Raw genomic sequence first — 22,080 nt, forward strand, 5'->3', positions numbered from 1 at the left:
ATGGATCTCAGCTACGCACCCGCCACCACCGAACTCGCCGCCAGGACCCGGGCGTTCGTTGCCGAGGTGGTCCTCCCGGCAGAGGACCGGCACGCGGGCGCGGCACCGGACGGCGACCGGTGGCGTACCGAACTGCAGGCCGCAGCCAAGGCCGCCGGGGTCTTCGGGCCCCAACTGCCCGCCGAATACGGCGGACACGGCCTGGGCATGGTCGAGCGGGCACCGGTCTTCGAGGAGGCCGGCTACTCCCTGTTCGGCCCGATCGCGGTCAACTGCGCGGCGCCCGACGAGGGCAACCTCCACCTGCTCGCCGAAGTCGCCGACGAGGAGCAGAAGCACCGCTACCTCGGCCCGCTGGCCCGCGGTGAGATCCGCTCGGCGTTCGCGATGACCGAACCGGCCCCCGGTGCCGGCTCCGACCCGAGGGCGCTGGCCACCACGGCCGTCCGGGCCGGCGGCGGCTGGCGCATCGACGGCCGCAAGCGGTTCATCACCGGCGCCGACGGAGCCGCCTTCCTCATCGTGATGGCCCGCACCTGCGGCGCGCCCGGGGACGCGGGCGGCGCGACGATGTTCCTGGTCGACGCGGACAACCCCGGGGTGCGGATCGAGCGCCACATCCCGACGATGGACCGCAGCATGGCCGGCGGCCACTGCGAGGTGCGCTTCGACCGCTGTACGGTCCCGGACGCGGCCGTGCTCGGCGCGGCCGACCAGGGCTTCTCGTTCGCCCAGGTCCGGCTGGGACCGGCCCGCACCACCCACTGCATGCGCTGGCTGGGCGCCGCCCGCCGGGCCCACGAGGTCGCGGTGGGCTACGCGGTCGGGCGCGGGATGTTCACCACCCGGCTCGCCGACCTGGGCATGGCCCAGCAGATGGTCGCCGACTCCGAGATCGACCTCGCGGCCTGCCGCGCGCTGATCCTGCGGGCCTGCTGGGACCTGGACACCGGGGCGCCGAGCGCCGACTCGACCTCCATCGCGAAGACCTTCGTGTCGGAGGCGGTCGGCCGGATCGTCGACCGGTCGGTGCAGATCTGCGGCGGCCTCGGCGTCAGCGAGGACCTGCCGCTGGCCCGGATCCACCGCGAGGTGCGGCCGTTCCGGATCTACGACGGCCCCTCCGAGACCCACCGCTGGGCGCTCGCCCGCCGCGCCGCCCGCCGGGCGCAGGGGGCCCGGTGACCACGGCCGGCCGGCCCAGCGCGTTGATCACCGGCGGCTCGCGCGGCATCGGCCTCGGCGTCGCCTCCGCCCTCGCGGCCCGCGGCTGGGGGCTGACCCTCTGCGCCCGCGACCCCGCCCGGCTGGCCGCCGCCGGCGCCGAACTGCGCTCCCTGGGCGGCCGGGTGGAGAGCGTGGCCGGCGACGCGGCGGACGAGGCGTGCCTGGCCGCGGCCGTCGACCGGCACGAAGCAGCCTACGGGTCGATGAACGCGCTGGTGCTGGCGGCCGGCGTCGGCTCCGCCGGACCGCTGGCCGGATACCCGGTGCGCCGGATCGACAAGCAGTTCGCGGTCAACGTACGGGCGCCGTTCGTGCTGGTCGGCCGGGCGCTGCCGCTGCTGCGGGCCGGCGCGCGCGACGACCCCGCCCGCGGCGGCCGGATCGTCGCCCTCACCTCAATCGAGGGCGTCCATCCCGAACCGGGTCTGGCCGTCTACGGCGCCTCCAAGGCGGCGCTGATCTCGCTCGTACGGTCGGTCAACGCCGAGGAGGCGGCCCGCGGGGTGACCGCCTCGGCCATCTCGCCCGGCTACGTCGACACCGACATGAGCGCCTGGGTCGCCGACCGGATCCCGCCGGGCTCGATGATCACCGTCGCGGACATCGTGCGGACCGTCGACCTCGTCCTCTCGCTCTCCCCGTCGGCCGTCATCCCGCACCTGGTCATCAACCGGGTCGGCGGCGGCCCCTACCGCGCGTGACCGACAGCGGTCCGCCTCAAGGAGGTTCAACGCCATGGACAAGGTGGTCAGCAGTGTCGCCGAGGCCCTCGACGGTATCGGTGACGGAGCCACCCTCGCGGTCGGGGGGTTCGGCCTGTGCGGCATCCCCAGCGTCCTCATCGCGGGGCTGCTGGCGAAAGGGGTGACCGGCCTGGAGGCGGTCTCCAACAACTGCGGGGTCGACGACTGGGGACTGGGACTGCTGCTGAAGCAGAAGCGGATCCGCCGGATGGTGGCCAGCTACGTGGGCGAGAACAAGGAGTTCGAGCGCCAGTACCTCAGGGGCGAACTGGAGGTGGAGCTGGTGCCGCAGGGCACCCTCGCGGAGAAGCTGCGGGCGGGCGGCTGCGGGATCCCCGCCTTCTACACCGCCACCGGCGTCGGCAGCCAGGTCGCGGAAGGCGGCCTGCCTCGGCGGTTCGCCGCCGACGGAAGCGTCGCCCTGGCCAGCCCGGCCAAGGACACCGCGCTGTTCACGTTCGACGGCCGGGAGCGTACGTACGTCCTGGAGAAGGCGATCACCTGCGAGTTCGGACTCGTCCGGGCCTGGAGGGGCGACCGGCACGGCAACCTGGTCTTCCGCGAGTCGGCCCGCAACTTCAACCCGCTCGCCGCCATGGCCGCCCGCCTGACGGTCGCGGAGGTCGAGGAACTGGTCGAGCCCGGCGAGATCGACCCGGCCCAGGTGCACCTGCCCGGGATCTACGTGCACCGGGTGCTGGCGCTGACACCGCGGCAGGCGGCGGACAAGCGGATCGAGAAGCTGACCACCCGCAGCCGCAGGCCGCCCGCCGACGGCGGACAGCCGATGCCCGCCGGCCCGCCGGAGCCGGAACCGCTACCCGCGGACGGCGCCCCGCCGGGACGCCTCGGGCTGACCCGGCGCCAGATGGCGGCCCGCGCCGCCCGCGAGCTGTCCGACGGCGACTACGTCAACCTGGGCATCGGCCTGCCCACGCTGGTACCGGAGTTCGTGCCGGACGACGTGGAGATCGTGCTGCAGTCGGAGAACGGGGTGCTGGGCACCGGCCAGTACCCGTACGAGGGCGAGGAGGACGCCGACCTGGTGAACGCCGGCAAGGCCACCGTCACGGTCCGGCCCGGCGCCTCGATCTTCGACTCCGCCGCCAGCTTCGGCATGATCAGGGGCGGCCGGATCGACACCGCGATCCTCGGCGCGATGCAGGTCTCCGCCGCCGGGGACATCGCGAACTGGATGATCCCCGGCAGAATGATCAAGGGCATGGGCGGCGGCATGGACCTGGTGGCCGGCGCCCGGCGGGTGGTGGTCCTCATGGAGCACGTCGCCAGGGACGGCAGCCTCAAGATCGTCGACGCCTGCTCGCTGCCGATCACCGGCCTGGGCGTGGTGCACCGGATCATCACCGACCTGTGCGTCCTCGACGTCACCGGACAGGGCCTGGTCCTGCGGGAATTGGCGCCCGGCGTGACCGAGGAGCAGGTACGGGCCAGGACCGGCCCCGACCTCACCGTGGCGCTGCGGGCGCCGGCGGACCCGTCGTGACCGCCGTGCTCCAGGGCCTGGACCTGCCCGCGCTCCAGCGCTGGTTCGACCGGCAGGTGCCCGAGGCCGCCGGGCCGATCCGCGCCGAGCCGCTGCACGGCGGCCGGTCCAACCTCACCTACCGCGTCACCGACGGCACCGCCTGCTGGGTGCTGCGCCGCCCGCCACTGGGCGGACTCACCCCGTCCGCGCACGACATGGGCCGCGAGTACCGGGTGGTGGCCGCCCTCCAGGGCACCGGGGTGCCCGTCGCCCGCACGGTGGCGCTGTGCGAGGACCCCGCTGTGCTCGGCGTGCCCTTCTCGGTCGTCGCCCACGTGGACGGCACGGTGATCCGCACCCGGGAGGACCTGGCGCGCCTGTCCCCGGAACAGGCCGCACAGCGCGCGTACGGCCTGGTGGACGCCATGGCCGCGTTGCACGCGGTGCCCTACCGGGACGTCGGCCTGGGCGGCTTCGGCCGTCCGGCCGGCTACCTCGGCCGACAGGTGCGCCGCTGGCACGACCAGTGGCACCGGGTCGCCACCCGCGAACTCCCCGACATCCGGCGGCTGCACGCCGCCCTGGCGGCGGACGTCCCGGCCGAGTCGGGGGCCTCGGTCGTACACGGCGACGTCAGGATCGACAACGCCATCCTCGCGCCCGAGGACCCCGGCCGGGTGCGGGCCCTGGTCGACTGGGAGATGGCCGCGCTCGGCGACCCGCTGGCAGACCTCGGCCTGCACCTGGTCTACCGTGACCCCGCGTTCGAACCCGTGCTGGCCGGATCCGCCGCGTCGGTGAGCGACCGGTACCCGCCGGCCGCCGCGCTGGCCGAGCGGTACGCCCGCGCCAGCGGGCACGACCTGGGGCGCCTGGACTTCTACCTGGGCCTGGGCTACTTCAAGATCGCGGTCATCGCCGAGGGCATCCACGCCCGCCACACGGGCGGCCTCACGGTCGGCCCCGGCTTCGACACGGTGGGCGAGGCGGTCCCCCGGCTGGCCGCGGCCGGCCTCGCGGCACTGGCGTCCGGCTGAGGGGGCGCCCGGCCGGGCCGGCGGCCGGGGGCGGCCGGGGCCCCGGGCGCCGGCGGACCGGGGCGGGCCCGCGCTCAGGGTTTGACGGCGACGCGGCCCTCGTCCATGCGCAGCAGCAGCAGACGCGCGCCGGTCTTCTCCAGGAACTCGTCCACCGCCTCCCGCGAGCCCTGCCACCAGCCGTAGTCGTCGATCAGCAGGACACCGCCGGGCGCCAGCCGCGGGTACAGGTGCTCCAGCTCGTGCTTGGTCGAGGCATACCAGTCGGTGTCCAGCCGCAGGATCGCGATCTGCTCCGGCGCCCGGCCGGGGATGGTCTCCTCGACCAGGCCCTGGACGTAGTGGACGCGCTCCTTGGGGTACGGGACGTGCGAGAAGCCCTCCTGGACGTCCTCCAGACCGGCGACCGCCCAGATCGGGCGGTCCCTCTCCTGGCGGGCCAGCAGGTCCGCCGCGCTCTCCCCGTCGCGCCTCCTGTCCCGGTCGGTGGGCGGCGGCATGCCCTCGAAGGTGTCGAACAGGTACAGGTCCCGCCCGGTGTCGCCGACCGACAGCAGGGTGCGGGCGGCGGCCTGCATGCTGCCCCCGCGCCAGACCCCGCACTCGACCACGGCGCCGGGTATTCGGTGCTTGACGACGTACCGGACCGCCAGGATGAAGGCGTTCAGCCGTTCGGGCGAGGTCATCGTGTACGGGCGGACCGCCTGGATGACCTCGCGCGCCTCTTCGTCGTAGTCGGCCGGCAGCTTGAGGGGACGCGGCTCGGCCGGCGCGGTGCCCGCCGCCGCGGCGGCGACGGCGGGGCGCGGCACCGGCGGCTTGGACTTGCGCAGCTCGTAGCCGGTCAGCTTCGTCAAAAGTTCGTTGAGAGTTCGTTTCCAGGCCATGGGGGGGAAACTACCCCGGTTGGCCGACCCCCGCATGGGTGTGCGCCACAGTCACCGGTGCGGTCCCGCCTCCGGATCGGTGCGGCGGTGGGCCGCCAGCGCGGTGGCGAACAGGTGGGAGTCCAGGAGGGTGCCGTCCATGAAGCGGCCGGCCTTCGCGTAGGCGTTCAGCATGAGCTTGGCCAGCCGCAGCGCCTCGGGCGGGCGGCGGACGAGCGGTTTGACCCAGTTCTCGACGGTGGTGTCGAGTTCGGCGGCCAGTACCACCCGGTGCACGATCGACAGCGTGAACGCGGTGGACGCGTCGAAGGTGGCGCCGGTGATGACCAGCTCCCGGACCCTGGCGGCGCCCACCTCCGCCAGCAGCCGGGGCAGCATCCCGCCCCAGGCCGGGGGGAGGCCGAGGGCCAGTTCCGGCAGCCGGAAGCGGCTGCTGTCCGCCGCGGCGCGCAGGTCGCAGAACAGGGCCAGTCCGACACCGGCGCCGATCACCCTGCCGTGCAGCCGGGCGATGGTGACGGCGTGGGTGTTCTCCAGCGCCTCGCAGACCCGGCGGGCCTTCTCGCCGAGGCCGCGCAGCTGCGCGCCGCGCGGATCGGTGTCCAGCGCCGACTCCAGGTCGACCCGGTCGGCACCGACGCAGAAGTCGTCGCCCGCGCCGGACAGGACCAGCACCCGCACCTCGGGGGACTCGCGCAGCCCGTCGAGGAGGGCGAGCAGCTCGTCCAGTGTGGTGCCGGTGAGCGCGTTGCCGGTGCCGGGGCTGTTCAGTTCGGCCCGCAGCACCGGCCCCGAACGGGTCACCCGCAGCTCTTTGTAGGGGACTTGCGGGAATTCCGTGATGTCTGTGGTCACACGCACCTCATGCTGGGGTTACGACGACAGGGAGGGTCATGACGCGGCGGAAGGCGACCCGGGGCGCCCACTCGGGGTCGCGGGCCAAGGAGAGGTACGGCAGCCGGTTCAGCAGCCCGTGCAGCAGCGACTGGGCTTCCAGCCGGGCCAGCGGCGCGCCGAGGCAGTAGTGGATGCCGTTGCTGAAGCTGAGGTGGGTGGCCTTGCGGCGTACGTCGAAGAGGTGGGCGTCCAGGTGCTTGTCGGGGTCGTGGTTGGCCGCCCCCACCATCAGGTGCACCATCTCGTCGGCCCCCACCGGCCAGTCGGCGATCGCGGTGTCGGTCTTCGCCACGCGGCTGATCACATGGGTGGGGGAGTCGTAGCGCAGTACCTCCTCGACGGCCCCGGGCACGTGGTCGGGGTGGGCGCGCAGCCAGTCCCACTGCCGGGGGTGCTTGAGCAGCAGCCACATCATCGTGGACAGCAGCGTCGAGGTCGTCTCCAGGGCGGCCAGCAGGACGAACAGGGCCAGGAAGTAGACCGCCTCGTCGGCGGCCTCGCGGTCGGACTCCATCGTGTCCCAGACCCGGATCCAGCCGGAGACCGGGTCGGCGCCGGGGGCGGCCCTGCGTTCCCGGACCAGGGCGATGAAATAGTCGCGGAGCTGCCTCGTCGCGGCGTCCGAGCGGGCGAGCTGACTGGCGGACGGCAGCAATTCCTGCGCGAACACCTGTTCATGGGTCAGCTCCCGTAAATACGGGTAATCGGCGGGCGGAAGTCCCAGCCAGCGCCCGATGGTGAGGACCGGGAGTTCCTCGCTGACCAGGTCGTGGAAATCCGCCTCACCGTCGTGCAGCCGTTCGGTGAGCCGGTCCACAAGGCCGCTGGTGATATCGGTTATCGACGTGCGCAGCGCCGACAGCGCCGTCCGGTCGAACATGTTGCCCACGGAACGGCGCACCCGGGTGTGGTCGGGCGGGTTGAGCCCGGCCAGCGTCCTGCCCATCTCCTGGGAGGAAACGGCACTCCAGCGTGTCGCCTCCCCCTGCCGTGCGCGCCACTGCGTGTCGGGCTCCAACCAGTCCCTGCTGCGCAGAATCCGGTCGCAGAGATCGAAGGAGGTGACGAGGCGACCGCCCCAGGGCGCCGGCACGACACCGCCCATCGACCGGAGCTCACGGTAAAGCTGGGAAGGATTCGTCTGCCCTTTTGCGGTCCGAAGCCGGGAGAAGATCGATACCACTGAACGCCGATCGATGTGCGGAGTTATCGCGGGCTCCACGACGTAAGGCTCCTTCACGGGATCAAGGGGGGGATGGGCTGGACGTTCCTACCCCTCTGGTTGAACACTCACGCGGTGGTGCCCGGGTGCATCCTTGTCGTCTGGGTCACACGCCTCCGTTGAGCCAGGTGAGGAACTTGCTCCAGCGGGTGTTCTTGGCCGGCTGGGCAGGCCCAGCGGACCTCGCCGCGGACCCGCCCTGGGCGGACGCGAGCGGCGGCTGCACGGGCTGCGCCTTGGGCGTGAAGCGCACCGGAAGCGTGATGAGCGAGCGGCTCCACGGCGCCGGCACCCAGCTCAGGTCCTTGAGGTCGATCCGCAGCTCGATGTCCGGCAGCCGGTTCAGCAGCGTCTCGATGGCGGTGATCGCGATCACCAGCGCCGGGTCCTTGGCCGGGCAGACGTGTGGTCCCGCGCCGAACGCGAGGTGCGCCCGCCCGCCGGTCAGCGACCGGTCCTGCGCCATCGCGGGGTCGGTGTTCGCCGCCGCGAAGCTGATCACCACCGGGTCGTCGGCCCGCAGCACCTTGCCGTCCACCTCCACGTCGTGCACCGGGTAGTGCACCGCGTAGTTGGCGATCGGGGCGTAGTTCCACAGCACTTCGCTGACCGCGTCCTCGACCAGCAGGCCCGACGAGTGCTGGGTCTGCGCATAGCGGTCGTCGCCGAGCATCAGCGCCGAGCCGACGCTGATCAGCGACTGCAGCGGCGCGGTGCCGCCGGAGAGCAGCGTCACCAGCTGGTTGGCCATCTCGGCGTCGGACAGTCCCGACGGGTGCTGCATCATCCGGGACGTCACATCGTCGCCCGGGTGCCGCCGCTTGAGCGCGATCAGCTCCATCAGGGCGCCGCCGAGAATCTCGTTGGCGCCGTCGGCGCCCTCGAAGATGCCGCTGATGCCGAGGATGATCCGGTCGCCGATGTCCGCGGGGCAGCCGAACAGGTCGCTGTAGACCAGCAGCGGCAGCTGCTGGGCGTAGTCGGCCACCAGGTCGGCGTTGCCGATCCGCCGGCCGCTGAACTGGCTGATCAGGTACTCGGCGACCCGCTGGACCAGCCGGGTCAACCGGTGCTCGTCCACGGTCGCCAGACTGTCCGTCACCGCGTTCCGCAGCCGGGCGTGGGCCGCGCCGTCGGAGAACAGCGCGTTGGGCCGGTAGCCCATCATGGGCAGCGCCGGGCTGTCGGCGGGTATCCGGCCCTCGTTCAGGTCACGCCAGCGGCGCGAGTCCCGGACGAAGGTGCTCGGGTTCTGCAGGATGCGCAGGGCCGTGGAGTAACTGGTGACGAGCTCCACGGGGACGCCGGGCGCGATCTCGACCGGCGCCGTCGGCCCGAAACTCCGCAGGTACGCGTAGTGGGCATCCGGGTCGGCGCCGAACTCCGGACCGTACAGCGGGGTCCTGCCGTGCGCGGGGCATCCGGGCGGCGGTTCTTGGTCGCCGGCGTGCTGGGGCATTCGGGTGACTCCTAATCGAGGCGGGACTGAAGGTAGGTCACGAGGGTGATCAGAGCTTGGACCGCGGAGTTCCGGTCACGTACATCGCAGGGCACTATGGGCGTTTCCGCCGGAAGGTTCAAGGCCTCGCGGACCTCGTCTATGGGATAGGGCTCGCTGCCCTCGAAGTGGTTCACCCCGACGGCACACGGCAGTGCGTACTGCTCGATCAGATCCAGTACCGGGAAGGACTCGCCCAGTCGCTTGGGGTCGACCAGTACCAGCGCCCCCAGGGCGCCAATGGACAGGTCCTCCCACAGTTCCTTGAAACGCTCCTGCCCCGGCGTGCCGAACAGATAGAGCACCAGGTTGTCGCTGAGTGTGAGCCGCCCGAAGTCCATGGCGACCGTGGTTGTCTTCTTGTCGGGCGTACCGGAGAGGTCGTCGATACCCGTACTCGCCTGGGTGATGACCTCTTCGGTGCGCAGCGGTTCGATCTCCGAGATCTTCCCGATGTAGGTCGTCTTCCCGACGCCGAAATGGCCGACGACGAGCACTTTGACGAGAGTGTGGACCTGCGACCCTACGTACACGCCATCACGCTCCGAAACGATCCTTGAGGCCATTGAGTACATCCTCGAGAAGTTTTCTGTCGGTGCGCTGGGCGAGGGGGACCGCTGCACGCGTATTGATAAGGCGCCGCTCCGCCAGTTGGGCCAGCACGATCCTGACCACGCCCAGGGGCAGGCCGGTGTGGCCTGCCACCTCCACGACCGAGAGGTAACCCCCGGCGCACAGATCCAGGATGTGCTGGCTCTCCGGGGCGAGGATCCGGCTCCCCGGCGCGTCCTCGGTCGCCATGACCAGGGTGGTCATCGAGAACTGCTCGTCGGAGGGCAGGTCCTGCCCGTTGGTGATGACGTAGGGCCTGACTAACGCGCCGGTCAGATCCAGATCCAGATCCGGTTCGTCCGTCACGTGTTGTCAGCCATCTCGCGAGGGAGCGTCATCAGTTCCTTGCCCAGCCTCGACACCAACTGGTGCATACGGAAGGTGATCTCCTGCATGTCGATGTCGGGAGCGGCGGCGACGGCGAGGTAGGCGCCCTGGCCCGCGGCGATCAGGAAGATCCAGCCGTGCTTGAACTCGATGACCGTCTGCTGCCACTTCGGGGCGTCGTCGGGGCCCGCGAAGCGCGCGGTGGCGCGGCTGAGGGACTGCATACCGCTCATGGCGGCGGAGATCGTGTCCGCCAGGTCGGCGCTCATGCCATTCGTCGTACCGCGGCGCAGACCGTCGGCCGACAGGAGAATGGCGTGCCGCGCCCCTGACACGTTGGAAACGATGTCCTCAAGCATCCACGACAGATCTTGTGTGGTCACTTTGGCTCGGACCCCTCACGGTTTGCGGCGGTGGGCTGACGTCCCGACCGGGTGCCTTGCTGGAGCGCCGCCATGCGCGCGGCGGCGATCGCACTGTCGTCCTCGGACGGCGCGTCGTGTCCGGCGTTCGCGGGCACCCGGACGATCGACATGGGCGCCTGCCGGGCGGCCCGCTTGGGCAGGCCGTTCGCGGTGCGCCCGGCGGGCTCCGACAGGTCGGGAGCCGGGGCCACGGGGCTGATCACGGACGGGGCGGACGCGCCGGGCTCCACGATCTGCTCGGTCAGAAGATCCTCCGGAAGCCGGACCACGGCCCGTACCCCCCCATAAGGAGACGTGCTGCTGACATCGACGCTGAACCCGTAACGTCGGGAAAGTTCCGCGATCACCGGGAAGCCGAACTGCGGCGGGTTTCCGAGCTCCGACATCGCCGGTATGTACTCGCCCGACAGCATTTTGCCGGCCTTCTGCTTCTGTTCGTCACTCATACCGACGCCGAAGTCGTCGACGATGACGCAGAGCCCGTTGTGCACGGGCTGGATGTTGACCTCGATCGCCGTGTCGGGGCGCGAGTAATTGGCGGCGTTGGCGAGCAGTTCCGCCAGTGCCAGCGAAATACCGCTGATCGCCTTCGCCTCGATACCGAAACCGCTCTGCGACCGGATCTGCACCCGCTCGAAGTTGCGGATCTGGCCCTGCGCGCTGCGGATGACGTCGTAGACGCTCGCCGCGTCCTTGCGGCGTCCCAGGAACCCGCCGCAGATCACCGCGATGGCCTGCGCGCGGCGTGCGAACTGCGCGTTGGCGTGGTTCACCTCCAGCAGCTCGTGCAGCACCGGGTGACCGCCGTACTTGCGCTGCAGGTCCTCGATCACCACCTGCTGCTCGCCGGCCAGGCTCTGCAGCGTACGGGTGGCGGATTTCAGCACCGTCTTCGTCCGCTCCTCGGCCGCCGCCTCGGCGTCACCGATGGACCTCTCGTGCTGCACCGCCTGCTCGGCCAGCCGGTCCTCCCATTGTGCTAACTGCTCGCCCTGTACCGAAATGACTCTCCTGTTTCTACGAATTATCGCGGCGCCGATCAGCACAGCCGCGATCACGCACCAAAACGCTGGATCCTGCAGAAGGTTGGTCATGAGTCTCTTTCCTGGCTTTTACCTGCCCGGCCGAAGGTGAACCCGGAGTTATGCACACAACACGTTTAGACCAAGGAAGCAGGCGCGACGATGTTACCACCGGAGCTGAGGCTGTCCCTGCGGTCGGTCTGTCCTATTCCGGGGGGATTCTGATCTTTAATTCGCGGAATTGGCTTCTTTGCCCCGGATATGCCCGGGGCATGACGGCCGCCCGCTGCGGCCGTCCGGCCGGCGCGCGCGGCGGGCCGCGTGCCAGCGCCATGAGGCAGGGAACGAGGAGGTACCGGGTGAGCACCCAGAGCGGCACACCCGCAGGGCCGCGGCTGTCCCCCGGGGGAGCGGGCCGCCCGGGGGAAGGCGGCGCGGACCGGGGCGCCCAGATCCAGCCACGAGGAGTTCGAGCCGGTGCCGGGGCGCTTCGACCCGGTGAACCTCATCGAGGACCAGTCGGCCGACCGGGTCCCGGAGCTGGTGCCGATCCGGTACGCCCGGATGTCGGAGTCCCCGTTCCGCTGCTACCGGGGCGCCCCCGGCGTCATGGCGGCCGATCTCGCGGCCACCCCCGTCTCCGGGCCGCGGGTCCAACTCTGCGGCGACGCCCACATGCTGAACTCCCGGCTGCCGGCCTCCCCGGAACGGCACCTGCTCTTCGACATCAACGACTTCGACGAGACGCTGCCCGGCCCGTGGGAGTGGGACGTCAAGCGGCTGGCCACCAGCCTGGTCATCGCCGGACGCGAGAACGGCTACACCGACCGCGAGCGCGCCCGCGTCGTGCGCGCCGCCGTCCGCTGCCACCGCGAGCAGATGCGCCGCTTCGCCGGGATGCGCGACCTCGACGTCTGGTACGCCCGCCAGGACGTGGACCCGTTGCGGGCCGTCGGGTCCGGCGCGCTGCGCGCCCGGGGCCGCAGGCAGGTCGCCGCGGCGCTGGCCAAGGCGCGTACCCGCGGCAGCCTCCAGGCGAAGGCGGCCGGCGCGTCGGTGCTGGCCGCCCACGTGGGCGCCGGCGGACACGCGACCGATGGGGAACGGGTGGTCGCCGGACAGCGGCTGATGCAGGCCGCCAGCGACATCTTCCTCGGCTGGCAGCGCACCCAGGGCCTCGACGGCCGGGAACGGGACTTCTACGTACGGCAGCTGCGTGACTGGAAGGGCGTCGCCGAGCCGTCGCTGATGGTGCCGCCGGGCAAGGGGAAGTTCGGCGAACTGTGCGGCGCCACCCTCGCCCGCGCGCAACCCAGGCCCGGCGACCGGATCGCCCTGGCCGCCCACCTGGGCCGCGGTGCCGTGCTCGACTGGGCCGTGACCCGCTTCGCCGAGAGCTACGCCGACCAGAACGAGCGCGATCACCGGGCCCTGCTCGACGCGGCCGGAACCGGCCGGGTGCGAACCGCCCGGGCGGCGTGAGCGGTTCGGGCGGCTCGCACCCGCGGCGGCGGGGACGCGCGCCGGCGCGCCGGCCGGATCAGGACGGAGCGCCGCCCATCGTCCGCGCGAAGGTGTTCGGGTCGGCGTCGAAGCCGCGCACGAACGGGTGGAACTCCCACTCGCCGCCCCCGTACCGGACGAACTCGGCGACGGTCGCGGCGGTCGACCCGGCCACCTCGCCGAAGTCGCCAGCGGACAGCTCCGTGTAGCCCTCGACGATCCGGAACTCGGGGTTCAGTATGTCGCCGAACACCATCCGCCCGTTGTGCTGCTGGATCGCGACACCGACGACGACCCGGCCGTAGCCGTCGCCGAGCCGGTTCAGCTCCAGGGTCATCGACTCGTCGATGCCGAAGCCCCTGCCGTTCGTACTGTCCCGGTTGAGAGTGATGGTGCCGTCCGGCGACCTGCTGTCGAAGTACACCAGGTACGCGGGCGCACCGTGCGTGTCGCCCGTCGTGTAGGTGGCGGCGATGATGTCCAGATCGCTGTCCGGCGCGCCCAGCGGGCTCGGGTCCCATTTGAGCTGCACTTCCACTTTCCCGGTCCCCTTGTTGAAGCTGTGCACCGAGCTGTTCCCCCTGCCTGACCGTGTCCCTGACCACCGGTCAGGGTCTCACGACGATTAACCACGTCACCGCTCCCGCTGTCCACACCGATCCGGCGGCGCCGCGCCGCGGGGGGCGGCTTCCGGCCACACCGGGAGCGTCGGCCGGACGGGGCGCCGGGCGCCCGGCGCCCCGTCCGGGGGGAGTGCTCCGCCGCTCGGACCGGCCGCCGCCGCGGGCGGCCGAGCCGTCCCGGCCGGCCTGCCGCGGCCCCGGACGCCGGGCCGAAGGGCCGGACGCGGCGGCCGTTCCGCCCAAACGGAACACCCGGCCGGGCGGAACGGGACGGGCGAAGGGGTTCCCGTGACCGCTCCGAACGCTGCCACCGGCGCCGCCGCGCCGCGGATCGCGATCGTCACCGGGGCGGACGGTGGCGGGCGGGCCGGCCGCGGGCGGCCGGCGGTGTGCGGGTCGTCGCGCTACACCGGCCGGGCGTCGCAGGCGGCCCGCGCTCAGCGCTCGGTGAGCATGCCCGCGCGCAGCCGGGCCAGCGTGCGGGAGAGGATGCGCGAGACGTGCATCTGGGAGTAGCCGAGTTCCTCGCCGATCCGGGCCTGCGTCATCTCCTGGCCGAAACGCATCTCCAGGATGACGCGCTCCCGGCGGTCCAGCCGCTCCAGCAGGGGCGCCAGGGAGTGGAAGTCCTCGACGAGTTCCATGGCCGGGTCGCAGGCACCGATGGTGTCGGCGTAGGAGCGGCCGGAGTCGGCCCCGGCGTCCTCGTTGTCGCCGGTCAGCAGGTCGATGGAGCCGGCGGTGTAGCCGTTGGAGGCCACCAGCCCGTCGATGACCTCTTCCTCGCTGAGCCCCAGGTAGACGGCCAGTTCCCGCACGGTGGGCTGGGCGTCCAGCACGGCGGCCAGGTGGTCGCGGGCCTTGGCAAGTTCCACCCGCAGCTCCTGGAGCCGGCGCGGAACGTGCACCGCCCAGGTCGTGTCGCGGAAGAACCGCTTCATCTCGCCGACGATGTACGGGACGGCGAAGGTGGTGAACTCCACCTCGCGGCTCAGGTCGAACCGGTCGATGGCCTTGATCAGCCCGATGGTGCCGACCTGGAGGATGTCCTCCATCTCCTCGGGGCCGCGGCCGCGGAAGCGGCGGGCGCTGAAGCGCACCAGCGACATGTTCATCTCGATCAGCGTGTTGCGCGCGTAGCTGTACTCGGGGGTGCCCTCTTCCAGGGTCGCCAGCCGGTCGAAGAACAGCTTCGACAGGATCCGCGCGTTCGCCGGGGTGACCTTGCCGGTGTCCGCGATCCACGGCAGTTCGCCGGCGTGCGCCGCCTCGCCGCTCGCGCCGACGGGCGCCCGACCGGTCCGGGCGGACTGGACGGACGTTCTCGCGTAGTGCGTGGATACCGTCACGTCATTCACCTTAAATTAGCGGGTCTGCCAAGCCCCTCGTACCCTGCTTCCGGCATCTCACGCATTCTGTGCCCCTTCGCCCCGCAGGCCGGCCGCGGCGGACCCGGCGGTACCCGGGGCGGGCGGCCCCGTGGGGGTGACGGTCGTGGGACCGCTTCCCGTCGCACTGCTTCCCGCGCTGGTCCCGTTCGGCGCCGCTTCGGGCTGAACGCGGCGTGGGCGGGTCGCCGTCGTGGCGCGCTGCCGTGGCGGCTCGGCTTCGCCGCCGCCCCCGCGCCGCGGCCCGGCGTCGGCCCGCCGGTGCCGGTGGTACCTCTGGCAGCGGGTCCGCCGAGCCGGGGCGGCGCGTATCGCTCGTACCGCTGGTGCGGCTGGTGCGGCGCCCGGCCGGGACGAACCGGCCGGGCGCCGCCGCGTCCGGCCGCCCGGCGGCCGGCCCGGCGGCCAGGGACGGCTCCACCGGCCGTTCGGCCACCCCGCGGACGCCGGGAACACCCCCGCGGACACGGCGGGACCGGCGACCCTGCGTAACGTATCCGCCGGGCCGCCCCGGCGTCCCTGGTCCCGGCGTCCCTCGGCCCCGCGCCGCGGCGGTTCCCGGGCACGCGGATGCGTACGCCCCGGATGTGGGCGAAGGTGAGAGCGGAGAACGAGCCGGCCGCGCGCCAAGGAGCACCACTGATGCACAGCGCCACGCACCAGAACCGGCCGGCCCCGCCGGCCACGGGAGACGCCGTGACCGGGGACGCCGGAACCGGGACCGAATCCCCCGTGACCGCGACCGCCGCCGGGGACCCGAACCCCCGCGTGGTGGAAGCCGGGGGAGCCGGAGCGGAAGCGGCGCACTCCTCCGAGGAGGACGCCGGCGCCGAAACCGAGGGCTTCCGCGCCGCGGCGGCCCGCCGGCGGACCGCCGCCCGCTTCGCCCGGCAGGTGGCCGAGCTGTCCGCCGGCGCCTTCGACTGCCCGCTTCCGGGCTCGGGGCGGACCGCTGAGCGGTTCGCCGCGCTCACCGCGGTGGCCGAACAGGACCTGTGCCTGGCGCGGCTGGTGGAGGGCCACGTGGACGCGGTGGCGATCCTGGCCGAACTCGGCGGCCCGCCGCCGGGACCCGGGGAACGCTGGGGCGTGTGGGCCGCGGAATCGCCGGGGGAGGGGCTCACCGCCACCCGCACCGACCGGGGCTGGACGCTCAGCGGCCTCAAGCCCTACTGCTCGGGCGCGCACAGCTGCACCCACGCCCTGGTCACCGCGAACGCCGGGGACGGCCGCCGGCTCTTCGCCGTCCGGACCGGGGCGGCCGGCGACGGCACCGGCTGCCGGCCGGTCGCGGGCAGCTGGCAGGCCCTCGGCATGGCCGGCAGCGACACCCCCGACGTGCGCTTCCACACCGTGCCCGCCGAACCCGTCGGCGCCGTGGCGCGGTATCTGACCAGGCCCGGCTTCCAGCACGGCGGCATCGGCGTGGCCGCGTGCTGGTACGGCGGGGCCCGCGCCGTGGCCGCCGTACTGGTCGAGACGGCGTCCCGCCGCGGCCCCGATCCGCTCACCGACGCCCACCTGGGCGCCGTCGACATGCGGCTGCACGCGGCGGGCGCCGTCCTGCGGCAGGCCGCCGCGGAGATCGACCGCGACCCGTACGACACCGAGGGCGCCGCCCGGGTCCGCGGCCTGCGGGTGCGCGCCTTCGTCGAGTCGGTCTGCGCCGACGTCCTGACCCACGTCGGGCGCGCCACCGGGGCCGGGCCGCTCTGCCACGACGAGCGGCACGCCCGCAACACGGCCGACCTGGCCGTCTACATCCGCCAGCACCACGCCGAACGCAGCCTCGCCGAGCTGGGCGGCCTCGCCGTGCGCAAGGAGTCATCGTGACCGAGCGCCCCGGGCCCCGGCAGCCCGTCTACGCCAACCCCATCCAGGCCCCCGGCACCGACGAGAGCCACTGGCGGGCCTGGGACGGCTGGGAGAAACTCCCCGTCGTACGGCTGCCCGGCTCGGGACGGGTCGTGGTCGTGGCCGCCCACCCGGACGACGAGGTGCTGGGCGCCGGCGGCGTGATCGCGATGCTCGCCGAGGCGGGGGTGTCCGTCACCGTCGTGTCCGTCACCGACGGCGAGCGCTCCCACGAAGCCGGCAGGAGCGTCACTCCCGGCCGGCTGGCCGACATCCGGGCCGCGGAACTGCGCGACGCGCTCGCCGAACTGGGCGCGGGCGAGGCCGCCGTGGTCCGGCTGAAGGTGCCCGACACCGAGGTCGCCTTCCACGAGGACGCCGTGATCGCCGACCTCGGCAACCTGCTGCGCGGTGCCCGGCTGTGCCTGGCGCCCTGGATCGGCGACATCCACGGCGACCACGAGGCCGCCGGCCGGTCCGCGCTCGCCGCCTGCCGGGAGGCCGACGTGCCCTGCCTGATGTACCCGGTGTGGATGTGGCACTGGGCCCGGCCCGACGACCCCCGCGTCCCGTGGTCGTCCGCCCGCCGCATCCTCCTCACCGAGACCGCGCGGGCCCGGAAACGGACCGCCGCCGAACGTTTTACCAGCCAGATCCGGCCACTGGGACCGGACCCGGAGGACGCGGCGGTCCTGCCGCCCGGCGAGCTCGCCCACCACCTGCGCGACATCGAGGTGGTCTTCGCGTGAGCGCGGCGGATCCGGACGCGGCGGATCCGGACGGCGGTACGGGCCCGGGGAGTACGGACACCGGCGGCGCCGCGGGCCCAAACGGCACGGGGCCGGACCGCCGTCCGGGAGCGCGCCGCGGCCCGGACCCGGGTGGCGCGGGTACGCCCGCCTCGTACTTCGACGGCATGTACGAGCGCGCCGACGACCCCTGGCACCTGGCCGAACGCTGGTATGAGCGGCGCAAGTACGACCTGACGGTGGCCGCGCTGCCGCTGCCCCGCTACCGACGGGCCTTCGAGCCGGCCTGCTCGGTCGGCGAACTGACCCGGCGGCTGGCCGGCCGCTGCGAGGAGCTGCTCGCCTGCGACCGGGTCGGGTCCGCCGTGGCGACCGCCCGGCGGCGTACGGCCGGACTGCCGCAGGTCACCGTCCGCCGGCTGACCCTGCCCGACGAGTGGCCCGACGGCACCTTCGACCTGATCGCGCTCTGCGAGCTGCTCTACTACTTCGACGGCCAGGACCTGGACCGGCTGCTGGCCCGCGCGGTGGCCGCGCTGGAACCCGGCGGCACCCTGGTCACCGCGCACTGGAACCACCCGGTGCCCGAGCACCTGCGCACCGGCGCCGACATCGCCGAGAGGCTCGCCGCCGTGGCCGGCCTCGGCCTGCTCACCGACCACCGCGAGGACGACTTCGTGCTCCAGACCCACGCGCGGCTCCTGCCCGACGGACGCCGGCCGCCGAGCCCCGCCGGACGGGATGGCCTGGTGTGAGCGTCAGGGCCGTCGCCGTCGTCATACCCGCCCACAACGAGGAGGCGCTGCTGCCCGCGGCGCTGGACGGCGTCGCCCTGGCCGCCCGGCACCCGGACCTCGCGGGCGTCCGGGTGCTCACCGTGGTGGTCGCCGACTCCTGCCGGGACCGCACGGCCGACGTGGCCGGCCGGGCGGGCGCCCTCGTCGTCGCGGCGGACTGCCGCAACCCGGGCCGGGCCCGCGCGGCCGGCACCGAACGGGCGCTGCGCGAACTCGGCGCCGGCGGTACCTGGATCGCGGCCACCGACGCCGACAGCGTCGTCCCCCCGTCCTGGCTCGCCTACCACCGCGCCCGCGCCCGCGAGGGCTGGGAAGCGGTCGTCGGCACCGTCACCCTTCCCGCCACCACCCCGGTCCCACTCGGTGCCCGCCACCGGGCCCACTACGAGGCCACCCGGCCGGCCGACGGCGCCTTCTGGCACCACCCGCACATCCACGGCGCCAACCTCGGGCTGACCGGCGACGCCTACCGCGCGGCGGGCGGCTTCCCGCCCCTCGGCGTCGGCGAGGACCGGGCGCTGGTCGACGCCCTGGAACGGCTCGGCCACCGCGTCCTGCGCACCCCCGACTGCCCCGTCGTCACCTCCGACCGCCTGCGCGCCCGCGCCCGCGGCGGCTTCGCCGACCACCTGGCGGCGCTCACCGAACCGCCCGCCTAGGACGCGCCCAGGACATGCCGTACCGGGCGGGTCACTCCGCTATGCCCCGGGTCAGCAGCACCGCCGTGACGAACGTCCGGTACAGGCGGATCGGGTCCTCGTCCGTCATGTGGACGGTCAGCGGGTCGGCCGGGTCGGCCTCGATCCCGCTGATCCAGGTGGCCATCTCGGCCAGGTCCGGGTTCCGCATCCGTACCGAGAGGGTGGCCGGCAGCTCGATCCGCGGCGGCGCGGCGGACGGCAGCGCCTCGACCGCCCGGCGGGCCGCGTCGTGGATCAGCTCGCGGGCCTCGGCCGGGTGCAGGCTGTCGGCGGCGAACCGGGAGACCGACGACTTCACGACCGCGCCGACCGCGGCCGGGCTGAACGGCCGCAGCTCGGCGGCCGTGGTCTCGTCGCCGGTGATCAGCAGCACCGGCACGCCGTGGCCGAGCGCCACCAGCGCGTTGACGCCGCTCTCTCCGGCCACCACGCCGTTCAGCCGCACCTCGCCGATCGCCGCCGGGTTGTAGGTGTGCGAGAGCGTCGCGTGCGGGCCGGACATCGAGCCGTGGTAGGAGACGAGGAAGACGCCGTCGAAGGAGGCGTCCAGACCCTGCATCATGTACAGCGGCTTGTGCCGGCCCGACAGGTAGCGCGCCCGGCCGGACAGCGCGTCGGGGCGCAGGTTGGCCATCGTGGAGTGCGAGTCGTTGACCAGGAACCGGGTGGCCCCGGCGGCCATCGCGCCCTCGATGGCCGCGTTGACCTCCTTCTGCAGCAGGAGGCGGTAGTACTCGTACTCGGGCTGGCCCTGGCGGCACTGCGACCAGTCGACCACACCCGCGGTGCCCTCCATATCGGAGGAGACGAAGATCTTCACAGCACGCTCCGCGGCCGGAACTCCGGCTCGGTGGAGGCGTCGGTCATCAGCGCGTAGACACTGCCCTGCTGGCCGGCCGCCCCGCCGTGCCGGCCGTCCGGGGTGAGGGCCAGCGCCCGCAGCTCGGCGCGGAAGTCGTCCGGCAGTGTCGCCGCGTCGGCCAGCGCCGCCCGGCAGGCGTCCGACGGGTCCTGCCCGGCCGCCAGCAGGTCGACGATCGTCCGGGCGGTGCCGCCGCGCATGCTCAGCTCGCCGCGGCCGGTGCAGGCGGCGCCGCCGGCCCGCAGGTCGCACCAGTTGCCGGCGCCCGGCAGCGCCGAGTCGCCCACCCGGCCGGGGTACTTGTACGGGTAGCCGGAGGTGGAGACCCCGACGCACATCTCGCCGGAGGCGTCCAGCGCGATGATGTTGATGGTCCCCCACGGCCCCTCGTGCGGCGCCAGCCGGCGGATCAGCTCGAGCGCGCTCTCCCGGTACCGCGCGTCGCCGTCGGTGGCGGCGGTGTTCTCGCCCTCCACCGACTCCCGGGACTGGGTGACCTGTTTGCGCCACAGCTCCCGCGACGCGTCGGTGAGCAGCTCGGCGGTGGTGAAGCCGTTCTCCGCGGCGAAGAGCGCTGCGCCCTCGCCCACCAGCAGGCTGTGCTGCGGCAGCCTCTCCAGCACCGCCCTGGCCACCGAGATCGGGTTCGGGTAGCCGCGCAGCGCGGCCACCGCCCCGAACTGCCGCCCGGAGCCCAGCATCAAGGAGGCGTCCAGCTCCACCACGCCCTGCGCGTTGGGCAGTCCTGCGGTGCCGACGTAGTGGTCGGCCGGGTTGTCCTCGCAGCGGCGCATGGCGGCCTCCACCGCGTCCAGCGCCGAGCCGCCGCGCCGCAGCACGTCCATCCCGGTCGGCAGCCCGACCTCGCTGCGCTCACTGCCGATGATCACCGCTTCCGGCATGATCCTCCTGTCCGGTGCCCAGCCGTCCGGCCGTGTCCGCGGCGCGGCCCGTCGGTCGGGCCGCGGCCCGCGTGGCCGCTTACGTGTACATGGGCGCAGTCTCCCATCCACCGGTGACAACCGGGCACCCCGCCCCCGCCGACCTGCCGGAACGCACCGCCGCCCGGGGTGGCGGCGGCCCCGCGGCGGCGGGCCGGCCCGCCGCCGCGGGGCCGGGCGCGGGTCAGGAGGCGAAGGCGTCGAGCCCGGTCCGCTCCGCGGACAGCGCCCACAGCCGGGCGGCCTGCTCGGGATCGGTCGCCCAGGAGCGCACCCCGCTCATCGTCGTGGTGTCGGAGTCCGCGATGGGCTCGGCGATATCGCAGTCCTCGCAGTACACCCCGCCCAGGCCCGCCAGCCGCGGCGAGGTGGCGGCCCACACCTGGGTGGCGGCGCCCTGCTCGGGGGACTTGAAGCCGGCGTTCAGCAGGTTGCCGTCGGCGTCGATCCAGCCGAGGTCGACCATCTCCTGCCGGGACAGGTGCCGCTGCAGCGGGGTGAGGATGCCGCCGGGGTGCACCGAGAAGGCCCGTACCCCGAAGCCCTCGGCCAGGGTGTCCAGGTGCCGGGCGAACAGCGCGTTGGCGGTCTTGGCCTGCCCGTACGCCGCCCACTTGTCGTAGCCGCCGGCGAAGTCGATGTCGTCCCAGCGGACGGGGGAGCGGCGGTGGCCGCCGGAGGAGACGGCCACCACCCGGCCGCGGCCGCGGGCGATGGCCGGCCACAGCCGGTTCACCAGCGCGTAGTGCCCCAGGTGGTTGATGCCGAACTGGGACTCCCAGCCGGGGCCGACGGTCGCGTACGGGGCGGCCATGACCGCCGCGCAGTTGATCGTGACGTCGATGTCCCGGCCGGTGGCCAGGAACCGGTCGGCGAAGGCGGCGATCGAGTCCTGGTCGGCCAGGTCCAGCTCGTCCACCTCCACCCGGTCGATCCCGGCCAGCGCCTGCCGGGCGGTCTCCGGGCGGCGGGCCGGCACCACCACCCGGGCGCCGGCCGCGGTCAGCGCCCGGGTGGTCTCCAGGCCGATGCCGGAGTAGCCGCCGGTCAGCAGGACCAGCCTGCCGGTCAGGTCGACGCCGGCCAGGACGTCGGCCGCGGTGCTGCGGGCCCCGAACCCGGAGCCGATGCTGTGCTGCTTGGTCGTAGGTGAGCTCATACCGGCACGCTACGAACTGGAGCGCACTCGAAGGCAAGTCCCACCGGGCGCGGCGCGCCGCGCCGCAGCGGTTCGCGGCGTGAATCCCGCCCAGCTTCTTGACTGCTCGCCACGACGACT

21 protein-coding genes and 2 pseudogenes are annotated in these 22,080 nt (G+C 73.3%); 10 read left to right on the plus strand and 13 right to left on the minus strand.

Features of this window, described 5'->3' with window-relative positions; all coding sequences use genetic code 11:
• The 5 genes and pseudogenes from RLT57_RS28080 to RLT57_RS28100 all read left to right on the plus strand — a co-directional run bounded on the left by RLT57_RS28080 (position 1) and on the right by RLT57_RS28100 (position 4,493).
• Positions 1–1,185, plus strand: a complete 1,185-nt coding sequence (locus RLT57_RS28080) for an acyl-CoA dehydrogenase family protein (protein WP_311300047.1) — start codon at positions 1–3, stop codon at positions 1,183–1,185.
• The gene (locus RLT57_RS28085) at positions 1,182–1,928 is read left to right on the plus strand and encodes an SDR family NAD(P)-dependent oxidoreductase (protein WP_311300048.1); all 747 of its coding nucleotides are present in this window, start codon (positions 1,182–1,184) and stop codon (positions 1,926–1,928) included. Before RLT57_RS28080 ends, RLT57_RS28085 begins: the two co-directional genes overlap by 4 nt.
• Positions 1,929–1,962: 34 nt before the next feature.
• Positions 1,963–2,724, plus strand: a pseudogene (locus tag RLT57_RS28090) (CoA transferase subunit A); the annotation flags it as partial.
• A 162-nt stretch (positions 2,725–2,886) separates the two neighbouring features.
• A pseudogene (locus tag RLT57_RS28095) lies at positions 2,887–3,474 on the plus strand (3-oxoacid CoA-transferase subunit B); the annotation flags it as partial.
• Positions 3,471–4,493 (plus strand): phosphotransferase family protein, encoded by a 1,023-nt coding sequence (locus RLT57_RS28100; RefSeq protein WP_311300049.1) that lies wholly within the window; start codon positions 3,471–3,473, stop codon positions 4,491–4,493. The pseudogene RLT57_RS28095 and the gene RLT57_RS28100, both read left to right, overlap by 4 nt.
• 74 nt (positions 4,494–4,567) lie before the next feature.
• On the opposite strand, the gene RLT57_RS28105 is transcribed toward RLT57_RS28100, so the two are convergent.
• The 8 genes from RLT57_RS28105 to RLT57_RS28140 form a co-directional block, all read right to left on the minus strand.
• Entirely contained in the window at positions 4,568–5,380 is an 813-nt protein-coding gene (locus RLT57_RS28105; protein ID WP_311300050.1) for a TylF/MycF/NovP-related O-methyltransferase, read from the minus strand.
• Positions 5,381–5,431: 51 nt separating this feature from the next.
• Positions 5,432–6,235, minus strand: a complete 804-nt coding sequence (locus RLT57_RS28110) for an enoyl-CoA hydratase/isomerase family protein (protein WP_311300051.1) — start codon at positions 6,233–6,235, stop codon at positions 5,432–5,434.
• A gap of 7 nt (positions 6,236–6,242) precedes the next feature.
• On the minus strand, positions 6,243–7,499 hold the full coding sequence (locus RLT57_RS28115) for a cytochrome P450 (protein WP_399129553.1): 1,257 nt from the start codon (positions 7,497–7,499) through the stop codon (positions 6,243–6,245).
• 106 nt (positions 7,500–7,605) lie between these two features.
• Complete coding sequence (locus tag RLT57_RS28120) at positions 7,606–8,958, minus strand: cytochrome P450 (RefSeq protein WP_311300053.1); 1,353 nt, start codon at positions 8,956–8,958, stop codon at positions 7,606–7,608.
• An 11-nt stretch (positions 8,959–8,969) separates the two neighbouring features.
• The gene (locus RLT57_RS28125) at positions 8,970–9,563 is read right to left on the minus strand and encodes a GTP-binding protein (protein WP_311300054.1); all 594 of its coding nucleotides are present in this window, start codon (positions 9,561–9,563) and stop codon (positions 8,970–8,972) included.
• Entirely contained in the window at positions 9,535–9,915 is a 381-nt protein-coding gene (locus RLT57_RS28130; protein ID WP_311300055.1) for a DUF742 domain-containing protein, read from the minus strand. The genes RLT57_RS28125 and RLT57_RS28130 overlap by 29 nt, the downstream gene beginning before the upstream one ends.
• A complete protein-coding gene (locus RLT57_RS28135) occupies positions 9,912–10,319 on the minus strand; it encodes a roadblock/LC7 domain-containing protein (protein WP_311300056.1) in 408 nt (135 codons plus the stop codon). The genes RLT57_RS28130 and RLT57_RS28135 overlap by 4 nt, the downstream gene beginning before the upstream one ends.
• Positions 10,316–11,455 (minus strand): ATP-binding protein, encoded by a 1,140-nt coding sequence (locus RLT57_RS28140; RefSeq protein ID WP_311300057.1) that lies wholly within the window; start codon positions 11,453–11,455, stop codon positions 10,316–10,318. The genes RLT57_RS28135 and RLT57_RS28140 overlap by 4 nt, the downstream gene beginning before the upstream one ends.
• 405 nt (positions 11,456–11,860) lie before the next feature.
• Between RLT57_RS28140 and RLT57_RS28145 the strand changes: the two genes are divergently transcribed.
• Positions 11,861–12,865: a DUF2252 domain-containing protein gene (locus tag RLT57_RS28145; RefSeq protein ID WP_311300058.1), complete on the plus strand. Its 1,005-nt coding sequence runs from the start codon at positions 11,861–11,863 to the stop codon at positions 12,863–12,865.
• 58 nt (positions 12,866–12,923) lie between these two features.
• Here the strand turns inward: RLT57_RS28145 and RLT57_RS28150 are convergent, their stop codons facing one another.
• Together RLT57_RS28150 and RLT57_RS28155 are read right to left on the minus strand one after the other, a co-directional pair.
• Positions 12,924–13,454: a TerD family protein gene (locus RLT57_RS28150; RefSeq protein ID WP_311300059.1), complete on the minus strand. Its 531-nt coding sequence runs from the start codon at positions 13,452–13,454 to the stop codon at positions 12,924–12,926.
• Positions 13,455–13,946: 492 nt separating this feature from the next.
• Positions 13,947–14,858 (minus strand): SigB/SigF/SigG family RNA polymerase sigma factor, encoded by a 912-nt coding sequence (locus RLT57_RS28155; RefSeq protein ID WP_399129558.1) that lies wholly within the window; start codon positions 14,856–14,858, stop codon positions 13,947–13,949.
• Positions 14,859–15,539: 681 nt separating this feature from the next.
• Here RLT57_RS28155 and RLT57_RS28160 point away from each other — a divergent pair.
• The 4 genes from RLT57_RS28160 to RLT57_RS28175 all read left to right on the plus strand — a co-directional run bounded on the left by RLT57_RS28160 (position 15,540) and on the right by RLT57_RS28175 (position 18,956).
• Entirely contained in the window at positions 15,540–16,730 is a 1,191-nt protein-coding gene (locus RLT57_RS28160; protein ID WP_311300060.1) for an acyl-CoA dehydrogenase, read from the plus strand.
• Positions 16,727–17,500, plus strand: coding sequence for a PIG-L deacetylase family protein (locus RLT57_RS28165; RefSeq protein ID WP_311300061.1), 774 nt, complete (start codon positions 16,727–16,729; stop codon positions 17,498–17,500). The genes RLT57_RS28160 and RLT57_RS28165 overlap by 4 nt, the downstream gene beginning before the upstream one ends.
• A gap of 167 nt (positions 17,501–17,667) precedes the next feature.
• Positions 17,668–18,255 carry a class I SAM-dependent methyltransferase gene (locus RLT57_RS28170; protein ID WP_311300896.1) on the plus strand — a complete coding sequence of 196 codons (588 nt, stop codon included), beginning with the start codon at positions 17,668–17,670 and terminating at the stop codon, positions 18,253–18,255.
• A complete protein-coding gene (locus tag RLT57_RS28175; protein ID WP_311300062.1) occupies positions 18,252–18,956 on the plus strand; it encodes a glycosyltransferase in 705 nt (234 codons plus the stop codon). The genes RLT57_RS28170 and RLT57_RS28175 overlap by 4 nt, the downstream gene beginning before the upstream one ends.
• Positions 18,957–18,987: 31 nt before the next feature.
• Here RLT57_RS28175 and RLT57_RS28180 read toward each other — a convergent pair whose 3' ends face one another.
• The 3 genes from RLT57_RS28180 to RLT57_RS28190 form a co-directional block, all read right to left on the minus strand.
• On the minus strand, positions 18,988–19,818 hold the full coding sequence (locus RLT57_RS28180) for a M55 family metallopeptidase (RefSeq protein WP_311300063.1): 831 nt from the start codon (positions 19,816–19,818) through the stop codon (positions 18,988–18,990).
• Positions 19,815–20,762 carry a N(4)-(beta-N-acetylglucosaminyl)-L-asparaginase gene (locus RLT57_RS28185; RefSeq protein ID WP_311300064.1) on the minus strand — a complete coding sequence of 316 codons (948 nt, stop codon included), beginning with the start codon at positions 20,760–20,762 and terminating at the stop codon, positions 19,815–19,817. Before RLT57_RS28185 ends, RLT57_RS28180 begins: the two co-directional genes overlap by 4 nt.
• 223 nt (positions 20,763–20,985) lie before the next feature.
• Positions 20,986–21,960 (minus strand): SDR family NAD(P)-dependent oxidoreductase, encoded by a 975-nt coding sequence (locus RLT57_RS28190; RefSeq protein WP_311300065.1) that lies wholly within the window; start codon positions 21,958–21,960, stop codon positions 20,986–20,988.
• Between the last annotated feature and the right edge of the window lie 120 nt (positions 21,961–22,080).

This window comes from Streptomyces sp. ITFR-21 (assembly GCF_031844685.1).
Taxonomy (GTDB): Bacteria; Actinomycetota; Actinomycetes; order Streptomycetales; family Streptomycetaceae; genus Actinacidiphila.

Excerpts from the sequence above, each read along its gene's own strand:
- RLT57_RS28080 (WP_311300047.1), top strand. The coding sequence starts at position 1 with ATGGATCTCAGCTACGCACCCGCCACCACCGAACTCGCCGCCAGGACC.
- RLT57_RS28120 (WP_311300053.1), bottom strand. The coding sequence starts at position 8,958 with ATGCCCCAGCACGCCGGCGACCAAGAACCGCCGCCCGGATGCCCCGCG.
- RLT57_RS28160 (WP_311300060.1), top strand. The coding sequence starts at position 15,540 with ATGCACAGCGCCACGCACCAGAACCGGCCGGCCCCGCCGGCCACGGGA.
- RLT57_RS28190 (WP_311300065.1), bottom strand. The coding sequence starts at position 21,960 with ATGAGCTCACCTACGACCAAGCAGCACAGCATCGGCTCCGGGTTCGGG.
- RLT57_RS28140 (WP_311300057.1), bottom strand. The coding sequence starts at position 11,455 with ATGACCAACCTTCTGCAGGATCCAGCGTTTTGGTGCGTGATCGCGGCT.
- RLT57_RS28105 (WP_311300050.1), bottom strand. The coding sequence starts at position 5,380 with ATGGCCTGGAAACGAACTCTCAACGAACTTTTGACGAAGCTGACCGGC.
- RLT57_RS28170 (WP_311300896.1), top strand. The coding sequence starts at position 17,668 with ATGTACGAGCGCGCCGACGACCCCTGGCACCTGGCCGAACGCTGGTAT.
- RLT57_RS28185 (WP_311300064.1), bottom strand. The coding sequence starts at position 20,762 with ATGCCGGAAGCGGTGATCATCGGCAGTGAGCGCAGCGAGGTCGGGCTG.
- RLT57_RS28125 (WP_311300054.1), bottom strand. The coding sequence starts at position 9,563 with ATGGCCTCAAGGATCGTTTCGGAGCGTGATGGCGTGTACGTAGGGTCG.